This is a genomic window from Neorhizobium huautlense (assembly GCF_002968575.1).
GTDB classification, from domain to species: domain Bacteria; phylum Pseudomonadota; class Alphaproteobacteria; order Rhizobiales; family Rhizobiaceae; genus Neorhizobium; species Neorhizobium huautlense.
Genome location: NZ_PVBM01000001.1, coordinates 386727 through 411226 on the forward strand (window position 1 = coordinate 386727; position 24500 = coordinate 411226).

General features: G+C 62.4%; 25 protein-coding genes. 14 read left to right on the forward strand and 11 right to left on the reverse strand.

Features of this window, described 5'->3' with window-relative positions; translation table 11 throughout:
- Window positions 1-1863, reverse strand: coding sequence for an ABC transporter ATP-binding protein (locus C5L12_RS01840; protein ID WP_170109035.1), 1863 nt, complete (start codon window positions 1861-1863; stop codon window positions 1-3).
- 113 nt (window positions 1864-1976) lie between these two features.
- Complete coding sequence (locus C5L12_RS01845) at window positions 1977-3830, reverse strand: ABC transporter ATP-binding protein (RefSeq protein WP_105370292.1); 1854 nt, start codon at window positions 3828-3830, stop codon at window positions 1977-1979.
- Window positions 3831-4213: 383 nt separating this feature from the next.
- Here C5L12_RS01845 and C5L12_RS01850 point away from each other — a divergent pair, with 383 nt between their 5' ends.
- Both C5L12_RS01850 and C5L12_RS01855 read left to right on the forward strand, forming a co-directional pair.
- Complete coding sequence (locus C5L12_RS01850; protein WP_105370293.1) at window positions 4214-4675, forward strand: tRNA (cytidine(34)-2'-O)-methyltransferase; 462 nt, start codon at window positions 4214-4216, stop codon at window positions 4673-4675.
- 139 nt (window positions 4676-4814) lie between these two features.
- Window positions 4815-6467 (forward strand): Na/Pi cotransporter family protein, encoded by a 1653-nt coding sequence (locus C5L12_RS01855; protein WP_105370294.1) that lies wholly within the window; start codon window positions 4815-4817, stop codon window positions 6465-6467.
- 11 nt (window positions 6468-6478) lie between these two features.
- On the opposite strand, the gene C5L12_RS01860 is transcribed toward C5L12_RS01855, so the two are convergent.
- Entirely contained in the window at window positions 6479-6676 is a 198-nt protein-coding gene (locus C5L12_RS01860; RefSeq protein ID WP_105370295.1) for a hypothetical protein, read from the reverse strand.
- A 78-nt stretch (window positions 6677-6754) separates the two neighbouring features.
- Here C5L12_RS01860 and soxR point away from each other — a divergent pair, with 78 nt between their 5' ends.
- Window positions 6755-7249 (forward strand): redox-sensitive transcriptional activator SoxR, encoded by a 495-nt coding sequence (gene soxR / locus C5L12_RS01865; RefSeq protein WP_105370296.1) that lies wholly within the window; start codon window positions 6755-6757, stop codon window positions 7247-7249.
- Between the two features lie 82 nt (window positions 7250-7331).
- Here the strand turns inward: soxR and C5L12_RS01870 are convergent, their stop codons facing one another.
- Genes C5L12_RS01870 through C5L12_RS01880 form a run of 3 tightly spaced genes read right to left on the reverse strand, consistent with a single transcriptional unit; the run spans window position 7332 to window position 8575 of the window.
- Window positions 7332-7748 (reverse strand): GFA family protein, encoded by a 417-nt coding sequence (locus C5L12_RS01870; protein WP_105370297.1) that lies wholly within the window; start codon window positions 7746-7748, stop codon window positions 7332-7334.
- 46 nt (window positions 7749-7794) lie between these two features.
- On the reverse strand, window positions 7795-8259 hold the full coding sequence (locus C5L12_RS01875; RefSeq protein ID WP_105370298.1) for an SRPBCC family protein: 465 nt from the start codon (window positions 8257-8259) through the stop codon (window positions 7795-7797).
- A 1-nt stretch (window position 8260) separates the two neighbouring features.
- Window positions 8261-8575: an ArsR/SmtB family transcription factor gene (locus C5L12_RS01880; RefSeq protein WP_105370299.1), complete on the reverse strand. Its 315-nt coding sequence runs from the start codon at window positions 8573-8575 to the stop codon at window positions 8261-8263.
- Between the two features lie 267 nt (window positions 8576-8842).
- On the opposite strand from C5L12_RS01880, the gene C5L12_RS01885 reads away from it, so the two are divergent.
- Window positions 8843-9280, forward strand: a complete 438-nt coding sequence (locus C5L12_RS01885) for a hypothetical protein (protein ID WP_245422722.1) — start codon at window positions 8843-8845, stop codon at window positions 9278-9280.
- A 110-nt stretch (window positions 9281-9390) separates the two neighbouring features.
- A complete protein-coding gene (locus C5L12_RS01890; RefSeq protein ID WP_157948975.1) occupies window positions 9391-10602 on the forward strand; it encodes a hypothetical protein in 1212 nt (403 codons plus the stop codon).
- 21 nt (window positions 10603-10623) lie between these two features.
- On the opposite strand, the gene C5L12_RS01895 is transcribed toward C5L12_RS01890, so the two are convergent.
- Window positions 10624-10881, reverse strand: a complete 258-nt coding sequence (locus C5L12_RS01895) for a hypothetical protein (protein ID WP_105370301.1) — start codon at window positions 10879-10881, stop codon at window positions 10624-10626.
- A 172-nt stretch (window positions 10882-11053) separates the two neighbouring features.
- On the opposite strand from C5L12_RS01895, the gene hemF reads away from it, so the two are divergent.
- The 3 genes from hemF to C5L12_RS01910 all read left to right on the forward strand — a co-directional run bounded on the left by hemF (window position 11054) and on the right by C5L12_RS01910 (window position 12639).
- Window positions 11054-11968: an oxygen-dependent coproporphyrinogen oxidase gene (gene hemF, locus C5L12_RS01900; RefSeq protein ID WP_105370371.1), complete on the forward strand. Its 915-nt coding sequence runs from the start codon at window positions 11054-11056 to the stop codon at window positions 11966-11968.
- A gap of 113 nt (window positions 11969-12081) precedes the next feature.
- Window positions 12082-12354: a hypothetical protein gene (locus C5L12_RS01905; RefSeq protein WP_157948976.1), complete on the forward strand. Its 273-nt coding sequence runs from the start codon at window positions 12082-12084 to the stop codon at window positions 12352-12354.
- Window positions 12355-12447: 93 nt separating this feature from the next.
- Window positions 12448-12639: a DUF1059 domain-containing protein gene (locus C5L12_RS01910; RefSeq protein ID WP_105370303.1), complete on the forward strand. Its 192-nt coding sequence runs from the start codon at window positions 12448-12450 to the stop codon at window positions 12637-12639.
- Window positions 12640-12657: 18 nt separating this feature from the next.
- Here the strand turns inward: C5L12_RS01910 and C5L12_RS01915 are convergent, their stop codons facing one another.
- Genes C5L12_RS01915 through C5L12_RS01925 form a run of 3 tightly spaced genes read right to left on the reverse strand, consistent with a single transcriptional unit; the run spans window position 12658 to window position 15172 of the window.
- Window positions 12658-13920, reverse strand: a complete 1263-nt coding sequence (locus C5L12_RS01915; RefSeq protein WP_105370304.1) for a CCA tRNA nucleotidyltransferase — start codon at window positions 13918-13920, stop codon at window positions 12658-12660.
- The gene (locus tag C5L12_RS01920) at window positions 13917-14552 is read right to left on the reverse strand and encodes a CoA pyrophosphatase (RefSeq protein ID WP_105370305.1); all 636 of its coding nucleotides are present in this window, start codon (window positions 14550-14552) and stop codon (window positions 13917-13919) included. Before C5L12_RS01920 ends, C5L12_RS01915 begins: the two co-directional genes overlap by 4 nt.
- Complete coding sequence (locus tag C5L12_RS01925) at window positions 14549-15172, reverse strand: DUF1285 domain-containing protein (protein ID WP_105370306.1); 624 nt, start codon at window positions 15170-15172, stop codon at window positions 14549-14551. Before C5L12_RS01925 ends, C5L12_RS01920 begins: the two co-directional genes overlap by 4 nt.
- Window positions 15173-15366: 194 nt before the next feature.
- Between C5L12_RS01925 and C5L12_RS01930 the strand changes: the two genes are divergently transcribed.
- From C5L12_RS01930 to C5L12_RS01955, 6 genes are read left to right on the forward strand one after another with little or no spacing between them, the layout of a single operon-like run.
- On the forward strand, window positions 15367-16380 hold the full coding sequence (locus C5L12_RS01930) for an AAA family ATPase (protein ID WP_105370307.1): 1014 nt from the start codon (window positions 15367-15369) through the stop codon (window positions 16378-16380).
- A gap of 27 nt (window positions 16381-16407) precedes the next feature.
- Complete coding sequence (locus tag C5L12_RS01935) at window positions 16408-17325, forward strand: DUF58 domain-containing protein (protein ID WP_105370308.1); 918 nt, start codon at window positions 16408-16410, stop codon at window positions 17323-17325.
- Window positions 17322-20162, forward strand: a complete 2841-nt coding sequence (locus tag C5L12_RS01940; protein ID WP_105370309.1) for a DUF4159 domain-containing protein — start codon at window positions 17322-17324, stop codon at window positions 20160-20162. The genes C5L12_RS01935 and C5L12_RS01940 overlap by 4 nt, the downstream gene beginning before the upstream one ends.
- Before the next feature lie 11 nt (window positions 20163-20173).
- Complete coding sequence (locus tag C5L12_RS01945) at window positions 20174-22240, forward strand: hypothetical protein (protein ID WP_105370310.1); 2067 nt, start codon at window positions 20174-20176, stop codon at window positions 22238-22240.
- A 2-nt stretch (window positions 22241-22242) separates the two neighbouring features.
- Complete coding sequence (locus tag C5L12_RS01950) at window positions 22243-22659, forward strand: GNAT family N-acetyltransferase (RefSeq protein ID WP_105370311.1); 417 nt, start codon at window positions 22243-22245, stop codon at window positions 22657-22659.
- A gap of 50 nt (window positions 22660-22709) precedes the next feature.
- Window positions 22710-23123, forward strand: coding sequence for a GNAT family N-acetyltransferase (locus C5L12_RS01955; RefSeq protein ID WP_425350725.1), 414 nt, complete (start codon window positions 22710-22712; stop codon window positions 23121-23123).
- Between the two features lie 12 nt (window positions 23124-23135).
- On the opposite strand, the gene C5L12_RS01960 is transcribed toward C5L12_RS01955, so the two are convergent.
- Window positions 23136-24449 carry an MFS transporter gene (locus C5L12_RS01960; RefSeq protein WP_105370313.1) on the reverse strand — a complete coding sequence of 438 codons (1314 nt, stop codon included), beginning with the start codon at window positions 24447-24449 and terminating at the stop codon, window positions 23136-23138.
- Between the last annotated feature and the right edge of the window lie 51 nt (window positions 24450-24500).

A 24500-nucleotide genomic window follows, 5' to 3' on the forward strand; every position in this document is an offset into this window, starting at 1 on the left:
CTATTGGGCCGCATCCGCCGCCAGAAAGCCCCCCGATTGCCGTGCCCAGAGCTCGGCATAGAGGCCGCCGCGGCCGATGAGCTGGCCGTGCGAACCATCTTCGATGATCCGTCCCTGGTCCATGACGATCAGCCGGTCGAGCGCCGCGATCGTAGAGAGCCGGTGGGCGATCGCCATGACCGTCCTGCCGTGCATGAGCCGCTGGAGATTGGACTGGATGGCGGCTTCGACCTCGGAATCGAGCGCCGAGGTGGCCTCGTCCAGAACCAGGATCGGCGCGTCCTTCAGCATCACCCTGGCAATGGCAACCCGCTGCCGCTGACCGCCCGAAAGCTTGACGCCCCGTTCGCCCACATGCGCATCGAAACCCTTGCGGCCGCGCTGATCCTCCAGCGCTGCGATGAACGCGTCAGCCTCCGCCTTTCGCGCCGCCTCGACAAGCTGCTCCTCCGTCGCATCCGGCCGGCCGAACAGGATATTGTCACGGATCGACCGGTGCAGCAGCGAAGTGTCCTGCGTCACCATGCCGATTTGCGCTCTCAGCGATTCCTGGGTCGCCTTGGCAATATCCTGGCCGTCGATGAGGATGCGCCCGCCTTCGAGGTCGTAGAAGCGCAGCAGCAGGTTGACGAGCGTCGACTTGCCGGCGCCCGAGCGTCCAACAATGCCGATCTTTTCTCCCGGTCGGATGGTCAGCGACAGGTTGTCGATGACGCCTCTTCCCTTCCCGTAATGGAAGCTGACATTCTCAAATCGGATTTCCGGACGCGTAACGACAAGCGGCACCGCATCGGGCGCATCCATGAGCCCGATCGGCTTCGAGATCAGTTCCGCGGAATTCTGGATCGTGCCGATATTGCGCATGATACTGTTCAGCTGCGTCATCAATCGGCCGAGGAGAAAGTTCAGCCGCAGCATCAGCGCCAGCGTGAAGGCGACGGCGCCGGAGCTGATCAGCCCCGACAGCCAGAGATGCACGCTCATCGCGGCCATGGTGACGATCATCGTGCCGGAGAGGAAAGCCATCGAGGCTCGCACGCTGGTGAGCAGGCGCGTAAAAGCGATGATCGTCTCCTGGAAAGTCTCGAACCCCGACCGCATGTAGCGGTCGTTCGCTTCGTCGCGGCCGAAGAGACGAAGCGTCTGGATATTGGAATAGGCGTCCACCATCCTCCCGCTGATCATCGAACCGGCCTCTGCCGATGCCTTGGAGTGCTCGCGGATGCGCGGCACGAAATATCTTGCAAGCACGGCAAAGATCAAAAGCCATGCGACCACGACGACAGCCAGCCGCCAGTCCAGTTGCGCCACCAGGGCAATCGTCGAGACCGAATAGATACCGACGAACCAGACGCTTTCCATGAAGGACGTCAGCACGTCCCCCGTCGCCTGCCCCGCCGACCAGACCTTGGTGACGATCCGGCCGGAAAAATCGTTCTGGAAGAAGCTCAGAGACTGGCGGGAAACATGGATATACGACTGCCAGCGCACCAGGTTGTAGAAACCGGGCGTGATGATCTGCTGATCGACCAGCGCGGTGAACAGGCCGATCAGGAAGCGGCCGATGAAAACGACCAGCGCCATGAGGACCAGCTCTGTCCCATGTTCAGCAAAGAGCCCGGCCCAGCCGTCCGCGGGTTTGGCCGTATCGAGGATATCGACCAGCCGGCCCACATACCAGAACATCGCCGCTTCGACGCCCGCGGCGAGACCGCCGAGCACCAGCATGGCGAAGAAGGGAAGCTTGGCCTGCCGCACGTAGAACCAGATGAAGCTGACCAGACCGGCAGGCGGCTTCAGGTCGTCCCGCCTCTCGAACGGCTTGATCCAGTTTTCGAAAGTGTGGAAGACCGTTTTCAACATCACCCCGATATAGGCGGATTCCCCTCTCCGGCAAAGGAGAATGGACCGATGACCGGCTTACATTTTGGTAACTTCGGCCACGAGGGAAGGAGAATGATGGAAGAGACGGCGGATTACTCCGCCGCCTCGTCTTCGAGCGCGTGATCGCCGAGGAAGCCGCCGGACTGGCGGTTCCAGAGGTCGGCATAGATCCCGCCGGAAGCGACCAGTTCCTGATGCGTCCCGGCCTGCACGATCCGGCCGCGGTCGAGTACGATCAGCCGGTCCATTTCCGTCAAGGTCGAGAGCCGGTGTGCGATCGCGATTACCGTCTTTCCCTGCATCAGCGCAAAGAGGTTTTCCTGGATCGCCGCCTCGACTTCGGAGTCAAGCGCCGAGGTCGCCTCGTCGAGCACCAGGATCGGCGCATCCTTCAGGAACACGCGGGCGATCGCGATCCGCTGCCGCTGGCCGCCCGAGAGCTTCACGCCCCGCTCGCCCACATGCGCTTCGAGCCCCTGGCGCCCCTGCATGTCGGAAAGTCCCTCGATGAACTCCCAGGCATTCGCCCGCTTTGCTGCCTCGATGATATCCGCATCGCTGGCATCCGGCTTGCCATAGGCGATGTTGTCGCGGATCGAGCGATGCAGCAGCGAGGTATCCTGCGTCACCACGCCGATCAGCGAGCGCAGGCTGTCCTGGGTGACAGCGGAGATATCCTGACCGTCGACCGTGATGCGCCCCCCTTCCAGATCGTAGAACCGAAGAAGGAGGTTCATCAGCGTCGTCTTGCCGGCGCCCGAGCGACCGACGAGGCCCACCTTCTGCCCCGCCGGAATATCCAGCGTCAGGCCATCGATGACACCCTTGCCCTTGCCGTAGTGGAACCGGACATTGTCGTAGCGGATATGACCCTTCTTCGCGGCAAGCCCGGTCGCCTCGCGCTGGTCGACAACATCATGCGGTTTCGTCATCATCGACATGCCGTCATAGACGGTGCCGATGTTTTCGAAGAGCGCGGAAACCTCCCACATCACCCATTGCGACATGCCGTTGATGCGCATGGCGAGGCCGATGGCGATCGCGATGGCTCCGATCGAAATGGCGCTGTCCAGCCAGAACCAGATCGACAGGCTTCCAACGACGAACAGCGCCGCACAGTTGTAGAAGTAGACCAGCGCCTGGAAGCCGGTCACCTTGCGCATCTGCGCGTGAACGGTCTTGAGGAAGACGTCCATCGCATCGCGCGCATAGGCTTCCTCGCGACCGGCGTGCGAAAACAGCTTCACCGTCGCGATATTGGTATAGCTGTCCACCACGCGGCCGGTCATCATCGATCGTGCATCGGCCTGTTCGGACGAGATCTTGCGCAGGCGCGGCACGTAATAGGCGACCGTCAGCGAATAAACAATGATCCACAACACCAGAGGTGCGGCCAGGCGCAGGTCGGCCGACGCCACCACCGCCACCATCGACACGAAATAGGTGACGACATAGACGAAGACGTCGAGCACCTTCATCACCGTTTCGCGGATCGCGAGAGAGGTCTGCATCACCTTGGTCGACACCCGGCCGGCGAACTCGTTGGCGAAAAACGTCATCGAGTGCCGGAGCAGGAAGCGATGCATCTGCCAGCGGGCGATCATCGGGAAGTTGCCCATCAGGATCTGGTGCATGATCAGCGAATTGAACCCGGCAATCAGCGGCAGCGCGATCAGGACAACGAAGGCCATGAAGACGAGCTTCGTCCCTTCCCTCTGAAGAAAGGTCGCCCGATCGGCGTTCGACAGCCAGTCGACAATGTCGCCGAGGAACTGGAAGAGCATCACTTCGCCGATCGCGATCAGCATCGTGCAGATCGACATGATCACGACCCATGGCCATACCGGCTTGGTATAATGCCACAAGAAGGCCAGCAGGCCGGAAGGCGGCAAGGTAGGCGTCTCATCCGGATAGGGATTGATGCGCCGTTCGAACCACGAGAACATGAAAAAGCTCCGTAAGTCGGACTGCCGTCGTTCTCCCGTGGACGTGGTAGAGACCAGCGGCGGACGGCGAAATTTAAGATAGCGCGGCCTTGTGCCGGCCACGGAACGAATCAAAGATGGGAAAGTTTGCGTGAAACCGCGAAACGCCTAGGCCAGACGAATAATGTTCTGGCAGCGGAGGCGCGAGAGCACGGTCATATCCATGTAGGCCTCCGTCGGCTGGCGTTGAAATGCAGGTTCCTTCTATCCCGTCCACGACAATTTGGAAAGGGTAAATCGACGCAAACATTACCTCCGCAGCTTTCATGTTGCCCGATCGTCACAGCTATGCCGGGTACTGAAAACACTTGTGTCCTGTTGCCGGTTTCCCGTAAGCACCGGAAATGACCACGCTCCGCATCGCCCTTTACCAGCCCGATATCGCCGGGAATACCGGTACGATCCTCAGGCTCGCCGCCTGCCTGGGGCTCGGCGTCGATGTCATCGAGCCCGCCGGCTTCGACATCTCCGACCGCAATCTCAAGCGGGCCGGCATGGACTATTTGGCAAGCGTCGCTCTCGAGCGCCACGTCAACTGGCAGCGTTTCGACGAATGGCGAAAGGAGAATGGCCGCCGCCTCGTGCTTGCCTCCACCAAGGCCGCCCTGCCCTATACACGTTTTGAATTCCGGGCGGACGACATTCTTCTCTTCGGCCGCGAAAGCGCCGGCGTGCCCGATCACGTGCACGAGGCGGCTGAAGCGCGTATCCTGATCCCCATGGTCGAGGGCCAGCGCTCCATCAATGTCGCCATGTCGGCGGCGATGATCGCCGGCGAGGCGCTCCGTCAAACCAGCTGGAACTAATCCTACACCAATATAGCCATATACTGTCGCGAACGGCACTGTGCACAGGTGTGCAGCCGGCCTATATTCATTAGCCGGCAACCTATAATTCCCGCCTGTTTGCGCCGTCGCCGGCCGTCGGGGACCAAGGAGCATCCGCATGGAATCGACGATCGTCATCATCAACCTCCTCGGCGCCGTCTCGCTGTTGCTGTTCGGCCTTGGGCAGGTGAAGCATGGTGTGACGAGAGCTTTCGGCACCCGTCTCCGCGCCGGGCTTGCCACGGGCACCCGCAGCGGCTGGCGATCTTTCGTGTCCGGCCTGATCGCGACCATCGCGCTCCAGAGCTCCACCGCAACCGCGCTCACCGTCGCCTCCTTCGCGGACCGCAACCTGATCCGCCCGCGCATGGCGCAGATCGTTTTGCTCGGCGCCAATGTCGGCACTGCCGTCACGGCCTGGCTCGTCGCTACCGGCATCGAATGGCTTTCGCCGCTCATCATTCTCATCGGCCTCGTTCTCCATCGGGCGCGCTCGGGTACGCGGCAAGGCGCCGGCACGGCGCTGATCGGAGTCGGCCTGATGCTGCTGTCGCTGCAGCTGCTCGGCCTCGCGACCGAACCGATGCGCCAGTCGCCGGCGCTCGGCGCGTTCATCGGCCTCCTCGACAACGCCTGGCCGGTTGCACTTGTCGTCTCTGCGGCACTTGCCTTCGTCTCCTCGTCCAGTCTGGCGGCCATCGTGCTCATCCTGTCGCTCGCCTCGACGGGAATCCTGTCGACGGGCCTGATCATCGTGCTGGTCCTCGGCGCCAATCTCGGCGGCGCCATTCCGCCGGTGGTCGCCACACTCTCCGGGCCGGCCCCTGCCCGGCGCATCACGCTCGGCAACCTGATCGTCCGGGGCATCGGCTGCGCCATCGCGCTGCCGCTCGCGGGCTTCGGCGCGGAAATCATGCAATCGCTGCCGCTCTCGCCCGCGAAACTGCCCGTTGACGCGCATCTTGCCTTCAACATCCTTCTGGCGCTTGTCGCCTGGCCTTTTTCAAGGCTTTTATCCGACATCACCGCCCGCCTCGTCGCGGCGGATCCGGAAGTCGAAAGCGAACCGCGCTTCCTTGACCCCCAGGCGCTCGGAAATCCCGTCATGGCGCTCGCCAACGCCACCCGCGAGGTGCTGGGCGTGGGCGACGCGATCGAACGGATGCTGATCCGTGCGCAAAATGCCTTCAAGCACAACGACCTTGCGCCGCTTGCGGAGATTGCCGCGTTGGAGCAGCGTGTCGACAGCCTTCAGCAAGAGGTAAAGATCTACCTGTCGAAGCTCGGCCGTCAGGGCCTCGATGCCGAGAGCGCGCGCCGTTCGATCGCCATCATCGACTATGCCATCAACCTCGAGCATATCGGCGACATCATCGAAAAGGGCCTCTGCGAGCAGGTGCGCAAGAAGGTCTCGAATGGCCTGAAATTCTCCGACGACGGCTACCAGGAACTTGAAAGCCTCTTCAATCTGACCATCGACAATCTGCGCGCCGCCCAGACCATCTTCGTGACGGGCGACTTCAACCTCGCCCGCCAGCTGATGGAGATCAAGGTCGATGTCCGCCGCCTCGAGAAACGATCGGCGGAGCGCCACCTGGAGCGTCTTCGCGATGGCAGGATGGAAAGCCTCCAGACGAGCTCGCTGCATCTCGATCTGCTGCGCGATCTCAAACGTATCAACGCCCATATCGTGTCCGTCGCCCATCCGATCCTCGACGACAGCGGCATGCTGGTCGAAAGCCGCCTTCGCCTCGCCGAACCGCGCAACTGAGCCGTGCGAGGTCATGAGCGGCCTCCTTCGGCCCTCGCCTCCCTGAGCGGTTCCACATTCGGCACGCCGGAGAACCGTGCGGCAATACCAGGAAGCGAGGCGGAAATCGTCGCCCCGGACATGAAGGTCAAGGTGCTGACCGAAAGCAGGGTGGCATTGCGGGAAAAATGCGGATTGGCAGACAGGCTGCCGGCAGTTTCTGTCTTCATCAGACGACGCTCCCTGGGTTTTGTTTCACCAGAGCACCTGCTATAGAACCTCAAGTAATATTGAGGTCAAGGGTTGCAATGCAGAAAAATTTCGATGAACGGATCCAGCTCGAGCTTTCCGTCGGAGACGTGGCCCGCAGAAGCGGCGTTGCCGTCTCGACGCTCCATTTCTATGAGGAGAAGGGCCTAATCCAGAGCCGCCGCAATCGCGGCAATCAGCGGCGCTATCCGCGGTCGATATTGCGGCGGGTTGCCATCATCAAGGTTGCCCAGAAGACGGGCGTGCCGCTGGCCGAAATCCGCGATGCCCTCTCCGTGTTGCCCCACGACCGCCCCCTCACTGCCAAGGATTGGCAAAAGCTGTCGGAGACCTGGAAACGCCAGCTTGACGAGCGGATCGCCGGCCTTACGGCGTTGAGAGATCAACTGAGCGGTTGCATCGGCTGCGGTTGTCTCTCCATGCAGGACTGTCCGCTCCGCAATCCCCACGACGTCCTCGGCGAGACCGGGCCCGGGCCGATCCTTCTGGACATCGAAACACTGTCCGGCGCCGAGGAAGATCACGCCGGATAGCAGATTCAGGACCCGTAGCCCGCTCCCGCTGCTTGGCACCTCCGGGTCGAACTGACCGACATTGTCAACAGTTGCGGCGGAGTTATCGGGGCGGCATTTTCTCGAATCTGTGCAGCGAGGCATCGATCGTGTCCCACGCATGGCCCCGGATGCCGTATGTGACGGCTTGCGGATTAAATGCGGCCGGGTTGTCGAGGCTCCCCGCGGAGATCGCAATCGGATCCGGCATTGCGGGAAATGTCAGGTAGACCGGCGTTCCGCAGGTCGGGCAGAAGGCGTGGATCTTTTCGTTGCCGCTATCGCTCGTCACCCGCCACGTGTTCGCTTCGCCGGTAATCGTCACATCGGCGCGCCGGGGGAAGGTCAGATAGGATCCGTGCCCGGTGCCGCTTCGCTTCTGGCAGTCGCGACATTGGCAATGGTTCTCGAAGATGGGTTGGCTGCTCGTTTCATAGCGGATCGCGCCACACGCGCATCCGCCGATATAGGCCTTGGTCATTGTCATTCTCCCACTGGCAGACTTGTTGATTGGCACCGCAAGGAATTCATGCCGATTTCGGCTTGGCGAAAACATCGAGCCCCTGCCCGGTTTCCAGGAAGGATTTCAGGCTTGAAAGGACGACCGGCCAACCGCGCATGACGCCGTTCGCCATCCCGCTACCAGCTTCGAGCTCGTCGTGGCTGACGGTCAGCCGGACCATGTTGTCGTATTCCTCGATCGAAAACGTCACCCGGCTGTAGCTTGCCGGATCGGAGGCCTGCGAAGCGTTCGCCCAGGTGATGACGAGACGGGTGGGCGGTGAAACCTCGACGACCTCGCCGACGAGTTCGACACTGCGCCCGTCATTGGCGCGAACATGTTCCCACTTCGATCCGGGCCTCCAGTCGGAGACGTTCTCGTGGCCCCAGTAGCGCCTTGCGACATCCGGTTTCGTTATGGCCTCGAACACCTTTTCGGGCGTCGAGAGAATGTAGGTCACGTAAACAAAGCTGGTTGTCTCTTTGGTCATATCACTCTCCTTCGAGTTCCTTCTTCAGATCGTGCAGCAGGCTGAGCCGCTGATGTTCGAATTTGCGCACCCACCGCTCGTAGACCTCGTAGAGGGGCACGGGGTTGATGAAATGCAGCTTTTCCCGGCCCCGCTTGACCGTGCTCACCAGATTGGCCGCCTCCAATATCTCGAGGTGCTGGGTGGCAGATTGCCGGGCCATATCCAGGTTCTCGCAAAGCTGGCCGAGCGTCTGCCCGTTCTTCTCGCAAAGAAGATCGAGCAGCTTTCTGCGTGTCGGGTCGCCCAGCGCCTTAAAAACCTTGTCCGTGTCCATCGGTCTCACTCATCTATGAAGATAGAATATGCAGGTAAATACCTGCATGTCAAATGACAGTTGCCCCTTGACCCGTCGTTCGTCACTGGCGCCCTACCGGGAGGGCGGCCGGTGTATCGCGACGACGCGCCGGGATGCTCGATTGCCTACGGAAGAAAGTCCTGAATTTCTTCGTTCAGGTTTAACCAACACCTGTTAAATGGCAGCCATGCCAAGCCCGCCCGAAACCGGCCTGGTTCCCACGCCACCCGCAGCAAAGGTCCATGGATGCCTGCTCGTTTTCCTCGTCTGCTTCTGAGCTTGCCGGTTCTGATTTCGGCGATCGCCACCTCTCCCGCCACCGCGCAGCAGGCGGATCACTACTCGGCGGTAAGTAATACGGCGATGAGCGTGACCGGGGACATCTGGTTGGACGATTTCAGCATCACGTTCGAAAACGAAGAATCTCTCGCCTTCTCGGACCTGGTCGCCGATCATTTCCGTGTCGATGGCAGGCGCATACCGGCTTCAGTCTATCGCGTGGAGGATCCTGCCGACCCCGAGCTCGAAAACGGCAACCAGCTCTGCGGAGCCGGTGACGTCACCTATGTCGCCAACTGGGCGGCGGGCGACGGCCTGTCGGCTATCGCCGTCTTCACCGGCAACAGGCCTCCGAAAAGCAGCGAGGAGATGTGCGCTCTTTATACCTACGAAGATCCCCGATAAGCGGACTTGCTGTCGCACCTGCGAAAATGCGGTTGGCAGTGCAGCATGTTTATGAGAAGCTTCGAACATGAATGCTCGCCACGAACGAACGTCTACCCGACGAGGCCATCATGTTCCCTACCGCATTCACTCACAACATCACGCAGTTTGCGCGCATACTCAGCCTGCCTGAGCGCCTGCAGAACACGCCGCTTCGCAATCTGTCCCTTGAAACCTTGCGGCGGCGCAACACAACGCTGGATTCCCTTTTCTACGACATCAAGACCATCACGCCGGAAGAGGCTTTCTACATCAGTGACTCCCTCGCTGCCGAAGGAGCGATCCTCATCGTCCCGCCCTCGGACGGTCCTCTGCTGAAGCTTTTTGATACGCTGGACGAGTTCATCATCGCGGGCGGAGACAAGATCGACATTCTCGCCGTGGCGGGTGTGGGAAGTTCCGCCCTCGGTTCGGCCGCCTTCGCCCGCAACATCGCCAACGCTGCCGGGCGGCCGGTGGCCGTTGTTGTTTCGGGTTACGGTCTCGCCGATGTCGCAACCGAGGCGCTGGGCGGCTACTTCCTGTTCGGCTACCTTAACCAGATCCGACATACCTTTGAAATTCTGGACGAATTTTCCGGACGGCCGAAATTTGGAGCCGCACCGCGCCTCGACCCCGAGCGACTCGCAAGCCGCAGCCTCGACACGCAGACTGTCAGGGCAATGCTGGCAGATCCCCGCTTGTCCTTCCGCCTGCTCACCGGTCACTCCAAAGGAAACCTGGTTCTGTCGGAGGCCCTTTACGACCTTGCGGAAACGGACGCAGCGGCTGCGGAAAAACTTGCCCTGAACGCCAAGATCGTCACCTTCAGCGCCCGTATCGCCATGCCGCCCCTGTTTAAGGATGTGGTGGACGTGATGGGAGGATGGGATTGGTTCGGCGAGATCAACTCCCGCACCTTCATTCACAATGATGAAGTGGTTCCCCAGGCCTGGCATCACACCAATACGGAACTTCCGAGCCATCTTCCGGTAACGGCAGTCTTGCGCGAAATTCTGGCTCGCGCCGAAGCTCCCGAAGAAGTGGCTCAGCCGGCTGCAACCGCTCCGGAGGCCGCGCCAGCCGAACCTGTGCAAGCAGCCATATCGACCGTTCCGGCGCCTGAAGAGCCGCCATTTGCGCCATCGGTCGAAGAGCAAGGCGAAGAACAGCCTTCCCTGGAAACATCTCCAGCTCAGCCGGAATCTTCCCCGACACCGGTCGTTGCGGTCGCTCCCGCGCCGCATCCGCCAATGCGCCGGGCGCCGCGGTCCGGCAAGCGTCCAGGTTCAAAGGCGAGGTAATCCGGAAAATTTCTCCGCGGCTCAATCTGCGCTCGGTAGCCGCCGCATCGTGAATTCGATGCGGTCGCCGTCGAGCTGGCGCCAGCTTTCCACCTCGGTCCAGTATGCGGCCTTGGGAAATTCATCGAACCACTGCCGGGCTTTTTCGCGCGCCTCCTCCCGCGACAGCAGGAAGGTTTCCCGGACGAACATTCCGGAGCGCTCGCCGGCTTTCTCCTGCCGGTGGCGTTGGATCCTGCGCCTCAGCCCGTCGAGCGGCGGTGGTGTGAATTTCGCCATGAGAGCCTCTCATCCGCACCTGTCTGACGTTTAGAATAATGGTCGTGGACACGCTTTGCGAGTCTCATTTTCTACCCGCGACAAGCTATGGAATGGCCCGCGAAAGCTATAGATGCTAATGGCCAGCGGGAAAAATGCGAATCGCGCCAAGGAGATGGCGAGAGGACTGGATATGGAACGGCCGGAACTGCCCAAGGGCTTGCCCGAGGATATCGAAGAGAAGAAGGCTGTCGCCAGGGCGTGGTTCGAAAGCCTCCGCGACACCATCTGCGCCTCGTTTGAATCGCTTGAGGACGAGCTCACCGGACCGCTTTGCGATCAGGAGCCGGGACGCTTCCAGAAGAAGGACTGGCAGCGCGACGAAGGCGCAGGCGGCGGCGGCAAGATGTCGATGATGGAAGGCCGCGTCTTCGAAAAGGTCGGCGTTCATACCTCCACCGTCTTTGGCGAATTCTCGCCCGATTTCCGCAGCCAGATCCCAGGTGCGGAGGAAGACCCCCGCTTCTGGGCATCCGGAATTTCGCTGATCGCCCATCCGGTCAACCCCAATGTGCCGACGGTCCACATGAACACCCGGATGGTGGTGACGTCGAGCAACTGGTTCGGCGGCGGAGCCGACCTCACCCCGGTGCTTGATCGCCGCCGCACCCAGACCGATCCCGACAGCACGCTCTTCCACCGGGTGATGGAAATCACCTGCACCCGCCATGCGGCTGTGGCCGACTACGACCGCTACAAGGCCTGGTGTGACGACTATTTCTTCCTCAAGCACCGTAACGAGCCACGCGGCATCGGCGGCATTTTCTTCGATTGGCTGCATTCCGACGAGGAAAAAGGCGGCTGGGCAGCCGACTTCGCCTTCGTTCAGGATGTCGGACGCGCCTTCAATCTGGCCTATCCGAAAATCGTACGGTCCAATTTCAACAAGCCATGGACGGAAGAAGACCGCGACGAGCAGCTTATCCGCCGCGGCCGTTACGTGGAATTCAACCTGCTCTATGACCGCGGCACGATCTTTGGTCTGAAGACAGGCGGCAATGTCGAATCCATCCTGTCGTCTCTTCCTCCGGTAGTCAGGTGGCCGTAAGAAGCCCTGGTCCGGCGTCACCTGCGGCGTTTTAGCTATAGCTTAACAAAAGTCATTTCAAATTTCCTGCGCTGTGCTAGCTTCCCTTTCGGTAGCACCGGGAGGAGGATGCGATGACTGCATCAACTAGCATACCAATGCCAAATGCGTCCGATGCAAAGGACGCGCTCCGAACCACCGACAGTCCCCAAATAATCGAACGCCTCGCTACAGAAATGCGGGTGAAAAGCGGCGGCGAACTGCCCCATGCCTTCTGTGTGGAACAGGTAAGGCGTCAGCTTGCGGGCAAGGCTTACGAGACCGCGCCAGCCAATGACCAACCCGGCCGGCACAGGACCTCACAGGAGGCTTCGGTCTTCGAAGCCTGGGCCTTGTGTGATTACTAGCGGGAACGGCGGAACGGGTTCCGAGTTATCGCTCTAAGGCGGGCAGACGGAGGAATTTCTTTCCGCCCGCCGACGGCAACAGGAGGAGACGTCATGCGATTGTTCGAATGCGGAACTCTCGTGCCGGGCTGCCAGTGGCACACCCGCGCCGAGGAAGATGCCGAAGTTGTCCGCCGAGCCGTGGAGCACATGCGCACGGCCCATGGCGAAGAAACCATTCGCGAAAACATGATCGAAAACATCAAGGCGCGCATTCGCAACGACGATAGCGCCGCCGCGGCCTGATCCCGTAAACTATCAGCGTTAGAGGGATTTGCGGATCATCTCGCCGAGCCGGGCGGCAAGCGTTGCCCGGTCGGGGTTGAAATTGCGCTCGATCCAGAACTCTTCCAACTGATTGAGGATTTCGCCCACACGTTTTCCCGACGGCACTCCGGCGGCAATGACGTCTGCGCCTCCAAACGGGAAGATCGGCTTTTGATATCTCTCGGCCCTTTCAAGAAGCGTCGACAGACGCGCTGATCTGCGCATCCCAGCCGTGTCGCCCTGCGCTCCTGCCCGCGCCAGGGAAAGGCCGAGCTTGAGCCGCATTTTGACGCCTTCTGTGCCGTGGCGGTAAAGCAGCCGGTCGAAAACCACGTCCGTGATGTCGTCCGGCGGCATGGGAGCACTGGCCCAGCCAGTCAGCTTCGCTGCCTCGGCATTCGACATCCTGAGACGCTTTGCGAGCCCCTCCAGCCGTTCCGCATCCGGAGGCACGGTTGCCGCGAGCCTCAGCATTGGATCGGCTACCCAGCCCAGTGCCTGCTCTGTGGCGACAAGAGGGTGGATATTGTCGATCCCCCATTTTTCCGTTTCAGGAAGGATTTCCGTCAGCACGCCGACCTGCCGCATCCAGAGCAATGCGCGGGAGGGATCGGCGGCGGAAAGCAGCTTTTTCGTTTCGGCCCATACCCGCTCCGCCGAAAGCGCCGAGAGCTTGTCCTTCGCCCGGGCGCAGGCCCTCAGCCCTTCCGCATCCGGCCGCCCGGAACCGTAATGAGCAAAGAAGCGGAAGAAGCGCAGGATCCGCAGATGGTCTTCGGCAATCCTTTGCGCGGGGTCTCCGATAAAGCGGATGGTCCGCGCTTCGATATCCGGCAGACCCTCGACAAGATCGATCACCTCGCCCTTCACGTCGGCATAAAGCGCATTGATCGTCAGGTCGCGCCTTTCCGCGTCTTCCTGCCAGCCGGTACCAAACGCCACCTTGGCGCGCCGTCCATCGGTCTCGACGTCGCGCCGCAGGGTCGTCACCTCGAATGGATGGTGGTTGGCGATGAGCGTTACCGTACCGTGATCGATCCCGGTCGGCACCGCCTTGATGCCGGCCTCCGTCGCCCGTTCCATGACCTGTTCCGGCAGAAGCGTGGTGGCGATGTCGATATCGGCAACCGGCAGTCCCATCAGCGCATTACGAACCGCCCCGCCCGCAACGCGAGCCTCGCCGCCATCGGCATTCAATAGCTTAAGCACACGTTGCAGCGCCGGGTCCTGGAACCAGGCCTCGTTGGCAACCGAGGTCATGCATAGAGCCTTTCGTAAAGCGTGCGCAGAATGCCGGCGGTTATGCCCCAGATGTTCCGCTCCTCATAGGGCATCAGATAGAAATGCCGCTCATGCCCATCCCACACGCGGCTGCCGCGTTGATGGTTCGCCTCGTCCATGAGGAACGACAGCGGCACTTCGAAGACATCGTCCACCTCGGTCGGATTTGGTTTCAGCTCGAAGCCGCGTCTGACCAGCGAAAGCACCGGCGTGATTCGAAATCCCGTCGCAGCATAATAGGTCGGCAAGCGGGAAAGCGGCTCGACGAAAGACCGGTCGAGACCGATTTCCTCCTCCGCCTCGCGCAGCGCCGCCTGTTCCGGCGAGACATCTTCGGGGTCGATCGCTCCGCCGGGAAAAGCAATCTGACCTGAATGCTTCCGTAGAGTCGATGTCCGTTGCGTAAGGATGACCTTGGCCTCGTCGCCATCGTCTACGACAGGCACAAGCACGGCGGCATCTTTCAATTTCAGGCCAGAAGCGAAGTCCACCAGTCCGGGATTGAGAAGGTGGTCGCCGTGGTCGCGCCAGGCATGATCCACCGGACCGCCATTCTGGTTCAGTGCCCGCCTACGAAAATCCTCGGCGGAATAGGGAGCAAATCCATTCATCGCGCCAAGGCATCCAGTTCTGCTGCCGGCATCACGGGGAAAGTCTGACCGCCGGACCGAACGGAGAACATTTCGACGCCATCCACCACCACGGGCTCGCCGAGCTCCACGAGATCGTACATCACCGCCCGCGACACCAATGCCTCCAGCCGGCCGCGCACCAGCAGATAGGGTTTGAGTTCGCGATTATCGCCTGATATCGCGAAGCGGATCGGATGTCCCGCACCCGCCTCCACCACGTCACCGACATTTGTCCTGAACGTGAGGATCTGACGGCCCTCACGCAGCGTGACCTGCATCTCGACCGCCAGGAAGGGCGCGTCGGCGATCCGGATGCCGACCTTTTCCACAGGTGTTACGAGATAGGTTCTGCCGTCCTCATCCTTGCGCAGAACCGTCGAGAAGAGCCTGACGAGCGGCGCCCGGCCGATCGGAGTTCCCATGTAATACCAGGTGCCATCGGCACGGATCTCCATGTCGATATCGCCGCAAAAAGGCGGATTCCACTTCTCCACCGGCGGCAGACCGGTTTTTTCCGCCCCCTTCTGTTCCGAGGCGCGCGAAATCAGGGCGGCGAGCCCCGCCGCATCGGATGCGGAATTTATCGTCTGCGCTGCCATCTTTCAGTCCCGGTTGAACCGTAATCAATCACTGAAGCAAATGTTCCTCACGAGATAGTCATTCGAAACGAGCTTGTCAGCCATGTTTCGGGTAATAAGTTTGATCAGATGAGGTCTGCGCTGCACCGCAGCGATTCGCCGCCGGCCGACGACCACCCGGCTGAGCCTGCCGGTTCCGGATGATGGAGAACGACATGGGCATGATGAATTCCACCGAAGCAGTCCTGGACGAAAAAGCCATCATCGCGGCCGCCGAAAATGCGCTTGCCGATATCGCCGCTATCCGCGCCGAAGTCGCCAAGGTGATCTTCGGGCAGGAAAAGGTGGTCGAAAATACGCTGCTTGCGGTGCTTTCCGGCGGCCATGCGCTGCTGGTCGGCGTGCCGGGCCTCGCCAAGACCAAGCTGGTCAGCACCCTTGGCGCGGTCCTCGGTCTCCACTCCAACCGCATCCAGTTCACACCGGACCTTATGCCGTCGGATATCCTCGGCTCGGAAGTGATGGATACCGACGATGCCGGACGCCGTTCCTTCCGCTTCGTCAAGGGTCCGGTCTTTGCCCAGCTCCTGATGGCTGACGAGATCAACCGCGCCTCGCCGCGCACCCAGTCGGCGCTACTGCAGTCCATGCAGGAATATCATATCACGGTGGCGGGCCAGCGATATGATCTGCCCGCCCCCTTCCACGTGCTCGCGACGCAGAATCCGCTGGAGCAGGAAGGCACTTATCCGCTGCCGGAAGCACAGCTCGACCGTTTCCTGCTGCAGGTCGACGTGCTTTATCCCGAACTTGCCGCCGAACGGCAGATCCTGCTCGAAACCACTGGGCTTTCGGAAGCAAAGCCGCGGGGCATCATCGATTCTGCCCGCCTGCAGGAGATCCAGGTGCTCATCCGTCAGATGCCGGTAAGCGACAAGGTCGTGGATGCGATCCTGTCGCTGGTTCGCTCCGCACGCCCCGGACACGGCAATGCCTCGACCGACAAGCATGTCGCCTGGGGTCCGGGCCCGCGCGCCGGGCAGTCGTTAATGCTGACCGCCCGTGCCCGCGCCCTCTACGAAGGGCGGCTGGCGCCTTCGCTGGACGACGTCTATGCACTCGCCGAACCCGTCCTCGAGCACCGCATGGCGCTCACCTTCGCGGCGCGAGCAGAAGGCATGTCGGTACGCGACGTGATCGGCGGCCTAGTGAAGCAGGCGCGCGGATAGCCTCCGTCGGGTTAGAAAGGACAATGCGTGGCATCCATCGGCCAGATCGTAGAGCAGACACCGAGTAGCGAAGTTCTCTCCCGCGCCCAAGCGCGTGCCATACTGGTACCTGACTGCATGGTGGAGGCAAAACGTATCGCCAATACGGTGATTGCGGGCTGGCATGGACGCCGCAAACGCGGCATCGGCGAAAATTTTTGGCAGTTCAGGCCCTATGCGGAAGGCGAAAGCCTTTCGCGCATCGACTGGCGGCGTTCCGCCCGCGACGACCACACCTATGTCCGCGACCGGGAATGGGAGGCAGCCCACACAGTCTGGCTCTGGGCCGACATGTCTCCCTCCATGATGTACAAGTCGACGCTGGCACTGGTTTCAAAGGAAAGCCGTGCGCTGGTGCTGATGCTGGCGCTTGCCGAAATCCTTGCCCGCTCCGGGGAGCGCATCGGGTGTCCCGGCATCATGGAGCCCGTTTCGGCACGCAATGCCGCGGAGCGGCTTGCCGCCGCCATCATGCACGCCCCGTTGACCACCGGGCTGCCGGAAACCAGCATGATTCGTGGCCACAGCGATATCGTCCTGATCGGCGATTTTCTGGATGATGCCGATAGGGTGATGGAGCGTATCACGCCGCTCGGCCGTCGCGGCCTGCGCGGTCACGTAGTCGAGATCGCCGATCCGGCCGAGGAAACCTTCCCCTATGCCGGCCGTACCGAGTTCACCGACCCGGAAACCGGTGAAAGGCTGGTCTCTGGCCGCGCAGAAATGATCCGCGAGGATTATCAGCGCGCCTATCTCGCCCGGCGCATGGCCCTTGGCGATGGGCTGCGCCGGCTCGGATGGAGCTTCGTCTTCCACCGGACCGATCATCTCGCTTCCGAAGCGCTCGTCGCCGTGCATGGCTATCTGTCCGGCCTGCCGGCACAGAAACCGGGAGGCAGGGCATGAGCGGTTTGATCTTTGCAAACCCCGCCATCCTCTTCGGCCTGATCGCTCTTCCGGTCATCTGGTGGCTGCTGAGGCTCACGCCGCCGCGCCCGAAGACGGAGGTCTTCCCGCCGCTGAAGATCCTGGCGAGCGTCCTGAAGCGCGAAGAAACGCCCTCGAAGAGCCCCTGGTGGCTGACGCTCCTGCGCATGGCTCTTGCCACCGCCGTGATATTGGCGATTGCCGATCCGGTGATGAATCCGCGTGTCAACTCGTTGAATACCGACGGCCCGCTGGTGCTCGTCATCGACAACGGCTGGGCAAGTGCCGCCGATTGGGAACGGCGCGTCCAGACGGCAAATCTTCTGGTCGACGACGCAGAAAGCGCCGATGTGCCTGTCTCAATCGCCTTTACGGCCGATCCCAGCCACGACGCCGTCCCCGGCACCGCCGCAGCCGCCCGCGAAAAGCTCGCCGCAGCACGCCCGAAACCTCTGGTTCCCGATCGCGCCCGCGCCGCCGAGGCCATCAGCGAAGCGATGAACGGAAACCGTCCCGGAACACTCGTCGTGATGTCGGACGGCGTGGCCGCCCCTCAGGACGCCGAAGCACTGTCGGTTCTGGCAGCGCTTTCACCCGCCCAATTGCGCCTCATCGAGGGCGACGGCCGGAGCGCCGTGGCAATCACCGACGCGGTCAACAATGCCGGCGCGATGTCGGTCACGGCCACTCGTCTTACCACCGGAGCGCCGCAGCAGTTGGCGGTCAATGCGCTAGACGCGCAAGGCCGGGCACTCGCCTCCGGAACGTTCGAATTTGCCGCCGGCGCCACGACCGCCACGGCCGAGATCGCCTCGCCCTTCGAGCTTCGCAACGACTTTGCCCGCCTAGGTCTCGACGGCCTGGCAACGGCAGGCTCGGCCCACCTGCTCGACGACGGCTTCAAGCGCCGGCGCGTCGCGCTTCTCGCCGGCGAGAGCGGCAGTGATTTCCAGCCGCTCCTGCAGCCGCTCTATTACATCAGCCGGGCACTGCAGCCCTATGCGGACGTCATCCAGCCGAATACCGCTGATCTGTCCGTCTCCATCCCGCAGATCCTCGAAGGCAATCCTTCCGCCATCATCCTGGCCGATGTCGGCCGCCTGCCGGCGGAAACTTATGCGCCGCTGCAGCAATGGATCTCCCGTGGCGGTACGTTGATCCGCTTTGCCGGACCGCGCCTGGCCGCAGCGCCTTCCGACGACCCGCTGGTTCCGGTCATCCTCCGCCAGGGCGAGCGCGCGCTCGGCGGTGCCATGTCCTGGTCCGAACCCCAGCCGCTTGCCGACTTCCCGAGTTTCGGTCCTTTCGCCGGCATGCCGCGGGCGACGGATATCACCGTCACGCGGCAGGTTCTTGCCGAGCCGACGCCGGATCTCGCCGAGCGTACCTGGGCGAGCCTCGCCGACGGCACCCCCCTTGTCACCACCAAGGAAGTCGAGGCCGGCCGCATCGTCCTCGTCCATACCACCGCCGAGGCAACCTGGTCCAACCTGCCGCTGTCAGGCAATTTCGTGGAGATGTTGCGCCGTCTCGTGCAGATCGCCCGCGCCGGCGGCGCCGCATCCTCCGGCCCGGCCTCGGATGGCGCGGCAGCAACCTTGCCGCCCTATCGCCTTTTGACCGCAGACGGCATCCTGACCACCGAAACCGGAACCGCCCGGCCGATCGCCGTCGCTGCCAACGAGACCCCGGTCGCCAGTTTCGATCATCCCCCGGGCCTCTATGGCACCGAAGACGGCTTTACCGCCGTCAACCTGCTGGCTCCGAAAACCGTCATCGCGCCCTTCGATGTGACGCCTGTCGGCGCAGCGGTGGCGCGCGAGGGGCTTGCTGGCGGTGAAGCCATTTCGCTCCGCCCTGCCCTGTTTGCCGCAGCCTTCGCGCTGCTGGTGCTCGACAGCTTCATCGTGCTGTTCATGAATGGCGCCTTCGCCCGCGGTGGCGTGCGACGAAATCGCGGCGCGGCCGCAGCCGCGATTGTCGCGGCCCTTGCCTTCGGCCTCCTCGCTTTTACACCCGGCCGGATGATGGCGCAGGACATGCCGCCGGGCGCGGGAGCCAAGCCAGGGGACGAGCAGATCCTCGAGCGGCTGGACACCACCCATCTGGCCTATGTCGTCACCGGCGAGGCCGACGTCGACAACCTGTCGGAACAGGGGCTGGAAGGGCTCAGCCAGTTCCTGACCTATCGCACCACGCTCGAACCCGGCGCGCCGGTCGGGCTGGATATCACCAAGGATGACCTGTCCTTCTATCCGATTATCTACTGGCCGATTTCCGCCAACGCGCCGATGCCCTCGCAAGCAGCGATTTCCCGCATCGATGCCTATATGCGCAACGGCGGCACCGTTCTTTTCGACACGCGCGACCAGTACTCCGCGCTCGACGGTGTCGGGACGACGCCGAACGGCGAGCGCCTGCAGGCAATCCTTGCCAATATCGACATACCGCCGCTAGAGCCAACGCCCGAGGATCATGTCCTTACGCGCTCATTCTACCTGCTCACCAATTTTCCGGGCCGCTATACCGGCAGTCCGCTCTGGGTCGAGGCGCGGCAGGAGGCGAGAAACACCGGCGCCCAGCTGTCGTCTTCGGGCGACGGCGTCACACCGCTCCTCATCACCGGCAATGATCTCGCAGGGGCCTGGGCCATCGACCCGCAGGGAGCGCCCGTATTGCCCACGGTGCCGCCCGATGAGATGCAGCGCGAATACGCCTATCGCGCCGGCGTCAACATCATGATGTACATGCTGACCGGCAACTACAAAGCCGATCAGGTGCATGTCCCGGCGCTGCTTGAGCGTCTTGGCCAGTAAGGGAGCAGCCGATGACCATCGAATTCTCCCCCTTCTTCTCCTGGCCGGTTCTTGCCGCTCTCGGTGTGCTGGCGCTTATCCTCGCCGGCCTCGCATTCTGGCGCGGCGTGCGCGGAGCCACGCTGCGCTCGCTGGCACTTGCCGCGCTGCTTCTGGCGCTCGCCAATCCGACCCTGATGCAGGAGGATCGGGAACAGCTCTCGACCGTGGTTCCGATCATTGTAGACCGCTCGCAAAGCCAGGAGACCGCGGGGCGTAAGGAGCAGACCGACGAGGCTCTCGCCAGCCTGAACGACCGGTTCTCGCGATATCCGCGGATCGAGACAAGGGTGGTCGATGTCGCTGACGACGAAAATTCGGACACGCCCTCGACGAAGCTCTTTACCGCCCTGCGTTCTGCCATTTCCGATGTTCCCCCGGCACGCATCGGCGGCGCGGTTTTCCTGACCGACGGCCAGATCCATGACCTTCCCGGCATCAATCAGAACCTCGGCTTCAACGCTCCCGTCCATGGTCTCATCACCGGCCAGCCGGATGAGTTCGACCGCCGCGTCGAGGTGGTGCGTGCGCCCCGCTTCGGCATTGTCGGCGAAGAACAGGAACTGACGCTGCGCGTCTTCGACGACGGCCGTTCCGGCAGCAACGCCGCCCAGGTGACGGTGCGGATGAACGGCCAGCAGATCGCCACGCTTCAGGCGCGCACCGGCATCGAAACGCCGTTTGCCTTCACGGTTCCACGCGGCGGCAACAACGTCATGGAATTCTCCGTTGCCGAATTGCCGGGCGAAGTCACGACCGCCAACAATCGCGCCGTCCACGTCATCGACGGCATTCGGCAGAACCTGCGCGTCCTGCTGGTGTCCGGCGAACCGCATGCCGGCGAGCGCGCCTGGCGCAACCTCCTGAAATCGGATGCCTCGGTCGACCTCGTCCATTTCACCATCCTGCGGCCCCCGGAAAAGCAGGACGGCACACCGATCAACGAACTGTCGCTGATCGCCTTCCCCACCCGCGAACTTTTCGTCGAGAAGATCAAGGATTTCGACCTGATCATCTTCGACCGCTACAAGCATCGCGGTGTGTTGCCGATTCTCTATTACGATTATATCGCCCAATATGTGCAGAGCGGCGGCGCGTTGCTGATCGCCGCAGGTCCGGAGCACGCGGGCGAAGATTCGATCGCCTCTACTCCGCTCGAACAGGTTCTGCCCGCCGCACCGACTGGAGAGGTCCACAGCGCGGCTTTCTATCCGCATCTGTCGGAAGCGGGCCAGAAACACCCCGTCACCCGCGGCCTGGACGGATCGGACCAGACGCCGCCTGCCTGGGGCCGCTGGTTCCGCACCATCGACGTCAATACGCCGCAGGGCCAGACGGTCATGGAAGGGGATGGCAGCCGGCCGCTTCTCGTGCTTAACCGCCAGGGCGAAGGCCGCGTCGCCATGCTCTTGTCGGACCAGGGCTGGCTTTGGGCGCGAGGCTTCGAAGGCGGCGGGCCGCATGTCTCCCTTTACCGCCGCATCGCCCATTGGCTGATGAAGGAACCGGAGCTCGAAGAAGAGGCATTGACCGCTCGCGCCCTCGGCCGGACGCTGGAGGCGACACGCCAGACGATCGGCGACGATCCGGGTCCTGCCAGGCTTCGTTATCCCTCCGGCCGCACGGAGACGGTGCCTATGACCTCCGCCGGCCCCGGCGAATACCGGCTGGAGCGCCGGATGGACGAAACCGGCCTTTTCGAAGTCAGCAGTGGCGAGTTTTCCACCCTCGTCCATGTCGGCGCTGTCGATGCGCCGGAATTCAAGGCGATGATCTCCACCGAGAATACGCTGAAACCCTACGCTGACAAAACCCATGGCCTTGTCAAGCGCGTCGCCTCCGGGGACGGAATATCGCTGCCGGACATCCTGCCCGTGCGCGGTGAAGTGCGCGTCAACGACCCGGACCGGATGGTGATCCGCATGACGGACGAGAGCGTGCTGCGCGGCATCGATACGCTGCCGCTGTTTGCCGGCGTTGCCGGGCTTTCCGCCCTCCTCTTTGCCGTCGCTGCCATGTGGTGGCGCGAGGGGCGCTGAGCATGGCCGATCTTGAACTGACGTCCGAGCCCTCGCCTGAGGACCTTGCCGTAATCCTGGACGGGCTGACCGCCTTCAACGAAGGCGAAGTGGGCGCGGCGGAACGCCAGACGCTGGCCGTGCTGATCCGGGATCCAGAAAGAAAGGTGATCGGCGGTCTTTCCGGGTACACGTCCTGGGGCTGGCTGTTCACCCAGCTGCTGTTCATCCCGCAATCGCTGCGCGGCAATGGTATGGCCGGTCGGCTGCTTCGGACGGCCGAGGAAGAAGCCCGCCGCCGCGGCTGCCATGGCGCCTGGATCGACACCTTCAATCCTGTCGCCCTCGAAGCCTATAAGCGTCAGGGTTATGAGACATTCGGCGAATTACCCGGCTTTGTGAGTGGCCGGACCCGTACCTTCCTCAAGAAGGTGCTTTGAGTTATTCATCCGCTTACGGAATTTTACGCAAAGACGCCGGCGGCATGGATATCGAACTCAAATTGGTCGAGGGCGTCACGCCCGAGGAAGAAGAAATCATCCTCGATCGACTGAAAGCCTACAATATTGAGAGATTCGGCAAGAGCGACCGCAGGGAACTGGCGGTGCCGATCTACGATGCCGAAGGCAAGGTGATCGGCGGATTGACAGGCTATACCGGCCGCGGCTGGCTCTATGTGGCAATGCTTTACGTTCCCGATGAACTGCGCGGCCAGGGCCTTGCCGCCCGCATGCTGGATTTGGCGGAAACAGAAGCCCGCGCCCGGGGCTGCATCGGCGCCTATATCGATACGATGAACCCCGACGCTTTGAGGGTCTACCGGAAACAGGGTTATGTCGACATCGGCAGCCTGAACGGCCTTGCGGGAGGCCATTCTGTCACTTGGCTGCAAAAGCGTTTTTGACCTTCCCTCACCTCAGGTCAGCGACGTCTGGCGCGTTTCCGTATTGATCATGATCCCGGCAAGCGCGGCGAGCACGAGCAGTCCGGCAAAGATGCCGATGGTGAGCCCGAGGCCCTGCACTACGACATAACCGACCAGCGACGGCGCGAGCAGGCCGCCGAGACGAGCCATGGCGCCTGCCGCCCCCATGCCGGTTGCGCGCGACGCCGTCGGATAAAGCTCCGGGGTATAGGCGTAGAGAGCGCCCCAGGTGCCGAGCAGCGCAAAGCTCATCAGCAGCAGAGCCGCTGCGATGAGGCTAGCATTCGAGGCAATCACGAAGAGCAGGCAACCGAGCGCCGACAGCAGGCAGAAACCGACCAGGGTCGGCTTGCGGCCCCATTTCTCGACGCCGTAGGCCGCGAGCGCATAACCCGGAAGCTGCGCCAGCGCCACGAGCACCAGGAAACCGTAGCCGCGCACGAAGCCGAAACCTTCGCCGGCGAGTCTTGCCGGCATCCAGGTGAAGACGCCGTAATAGGACACCGACACGAGAAACCAGATCGCCAGGATCATGATGCTGCGCTGGCGCAGTCCGGACGAAAAGATGCCGGTCGATTTCACCGGCGGCGGCGAAACGAGACTGGTTTCAGCCCCGAGCTGCGGCCGACCGTTGACGACGAGCATCCGTTCCACGATCGCTTTGGCTTCCTCACTCCGGCCGGAACGCAGGAGATAGAGCGGCGATTCCGGCACCAGGAACCGCAGGCCGATACCCGCAACAGCCGGAATTGCCGTCACCGCAAAGATATAGCGCCAGGCATCGGCTACCCCGGCAAGGCTCGCCCCCCAGGCGGCGAGCGCCACGATCAGCGTACCGACGGCCCAGAACCCTTCGAGGAACACCAGCCAGCGCCCGCGGTTCTTCGCCGGCAGGAACTCCGCCATCATCGCATAATCCACCGGCAGTGTGCCGCCGACCGCAGCGCCCGTCAGGAAGCGCAATATCACGAGGATCGTGAAGTCCGGCGCGAAGATGGAAAGGGTGCCGAACACGGCGTCGCAGGCGACGGTCACGATCAGCACCCGGCGGCGGCCGATACGGTCGGCGAGCCTGCCGAAACCCATCGCACCGAGAAGCATGCCGAAGAAGAAGGCCGTGCCCGTCTGCAACGCCTGAGGCACCGTCAGACCGAAGGTCGCCGCGATAGAGGCGGCGGTAAAACCGACCGCCAGAACCTGCATCGCATCCGCGGCCCAGACGAGGCCGAAAATCCCCATCAGCCGCCGTTGGTAGGTTCCCGCCCCGGCGCGGTCCAGCGCGTCGTCCATCGTGATTGCCGCCATGCACCTGCCCCCCGGAGTTGACGAATCATCCCGGCAGTCACTGCCGGCCAA

What these genes read in the sequence shown, in the direction of transcription:
- C5L12_RS01940 (WP_105370309.1), top strand. Translation starts at nt 17,322, where the DNA reads ATGAGCGGTTTGATCTTTGCAAACCCCGCCATCCTCTTCGGCCTGATC.
- C5L12_RS01855 (WP_105370294.1), top strand. Translation starts at nt 4,815, where the DNA reads ATGGAATCGACGATCGTCATCATCAACCTCCTCGGCGCCGTCTCGCTG.
- C5L12_RS01960 (WP_105370313.1), bottom strand. Translation starts at nt 24,449, where the DNA reads ATGGCGGCAATCACGATGGACGACGCGCTGGACCGCGCCGGGGCGGGA.
- C5L12_RS01840 (WP_170109035.1), bottom strand. Translation starts at nt 1,863, where the DNA reads ATGTTGAAAACGGTCTTCCACACTTTCGAAAACTGGATCAAGCCGTTC.
- soxR (WP_105370296.1), top strand. Translation starts at nt 6,755, where the DNA reads ATGCAGAAAAATTTCGATGAACGGATCCAGCTCGAGCTTTCCGTCGGA.
- C5L12_RS01845 (WP_105370292.1), bottom strand. Translation starts at nt 3,830, where the DNA reads ATGTTCTCGTGGTTCGAACGGCGCATCAATCCCTATCCGGATGAGACG.
- C5L12_RS01890 (WP_157948975.1), top strand. Translation starts at nt 9,391, where the DNA reads ATGTTCCCTACCGCATTCACTCACAACATCACGCAGTTTGCGCGCATA.
- C5L12_RS01925 (WP_105370306.1), bottom strand. Translation starts at nt 15,172, where the DNA reads ATGGCAGCGCAGACGATAAATTCCGCATCCGATGCGGCGGGGCTCGCC.
- C5L12_RS01950 (WP_105370311.1), top strand. Translation starts at nt 22,243, where the DNA reads ATGGCCGATCTTGAACTGACGTCCGAGCCCTCGCCTGAGGACCTTGCC.
- C5L12_RS01875 (WP_105370298.1), bottom strand. Translation starts at nt 8,259, where the DNA reads ATGACCAAAGAGACAACCAGCTTTGTTTACGTGACCTACATTCTCTCG.
- C5L12_RS01885 (WP_245422722.1), top strand. Translation starts at nt 8,843, where the DNA reads ATGCCTGCTCGTTTTCCTCGTCTGCTTCTGAGCTTGCCGGTTCTGATT.
- C5L12_RS01920 (WP_105370305.1), bottom strand. Translation starts at nt 14,552, where the DNA reads ATGAATGGATTTGCTCCCTATTCCGCCGAGGATTTTCGTAGGCGGGCA.
- C5L12_RS01930 (WP_105370307.1), top strand. Translation starts at nt 15,367, where the DNA reads ATGGGCATGATGAATTCCACCGAAGCAGTCCTGGACGAAAAAGCCATC.
- hemF (WP_105370371.1), top strand. Translation starts at nt 11,054, where the DNA reads ATGGAACGGCCGGAACTGCCCAAGGGCTTGCCCGAGGATATCGAAGAG.
- C5L12_RS01905 (WP_157948976.1), top strand. Translation starts at nt 12,082, where the DNA reads ATGACTGCATCAACTAGCATACCAATGCCAAATGCGTCCGATGCAAAG.
- C5L12_RS01860 (WP_105370295.1), bottom strand. Translation starts at nt 6,676, where the DNA reads ATGAAGACAGAAACTGCCGGCAGCCTGTCTGCCAATCCGCATTTTTCC.
- C5L12_RS01880 (WP_105370299.1), bottom strand. Translation starts at nt 8,575, where the DNA reads ATGGACACGGACAAGGTTTTTAAGGCGCTGGGCGACCCGACACGCAGA.
- C5L12_RS01850 (WP_105370293.1), top strand. Translation starts at nt 4,214, where the DNA reads ATGACCACGCTCCGCATCGCCCTTTACCAGCCCGATATCGCCGGGAAT.
- C5L12_RS01910 (WP_105370303.1), top strand. Translation starts at nt 12,448, where the DNA reads ATGCGATTGTTCGAATGCGGAACTCTCGTGCCGGGCTGCCAGTGGCAC.
- C5L12_RS01945 (WP_105370310.1), top strand. Translation starts at nt 20,174, where the DNA reads ATGACCATCGAATTCTCCCCCTTCTTCTCCTGGCCGGTTCTTGCCGCT.
- C5L12_RS01915 (WP_105370304.1), bottom strand. Translation starts at nt 13,920, where the DNA reads ATGACCTCGGTTGCCAACGAGGCCTGGTTCCAGGACCCGGCGCTGCAA.
- C5L12_RS01870 (WP_105370297.1), bottom strand. Translation starts at nt 7,748, where the DNA reads ATGACCAAGGCCTATATCGGCGGATGCGCGTGTGGCGCGATCCGCTAT.
- C5L12_RS01895 (WP_105370301.1), bottom strand. Translation starts at nt 10,881, where the DNA reads ATGGCGAAATTCACACCACCGCCGCTCGACGGGCTGAGGCGCAGGATC.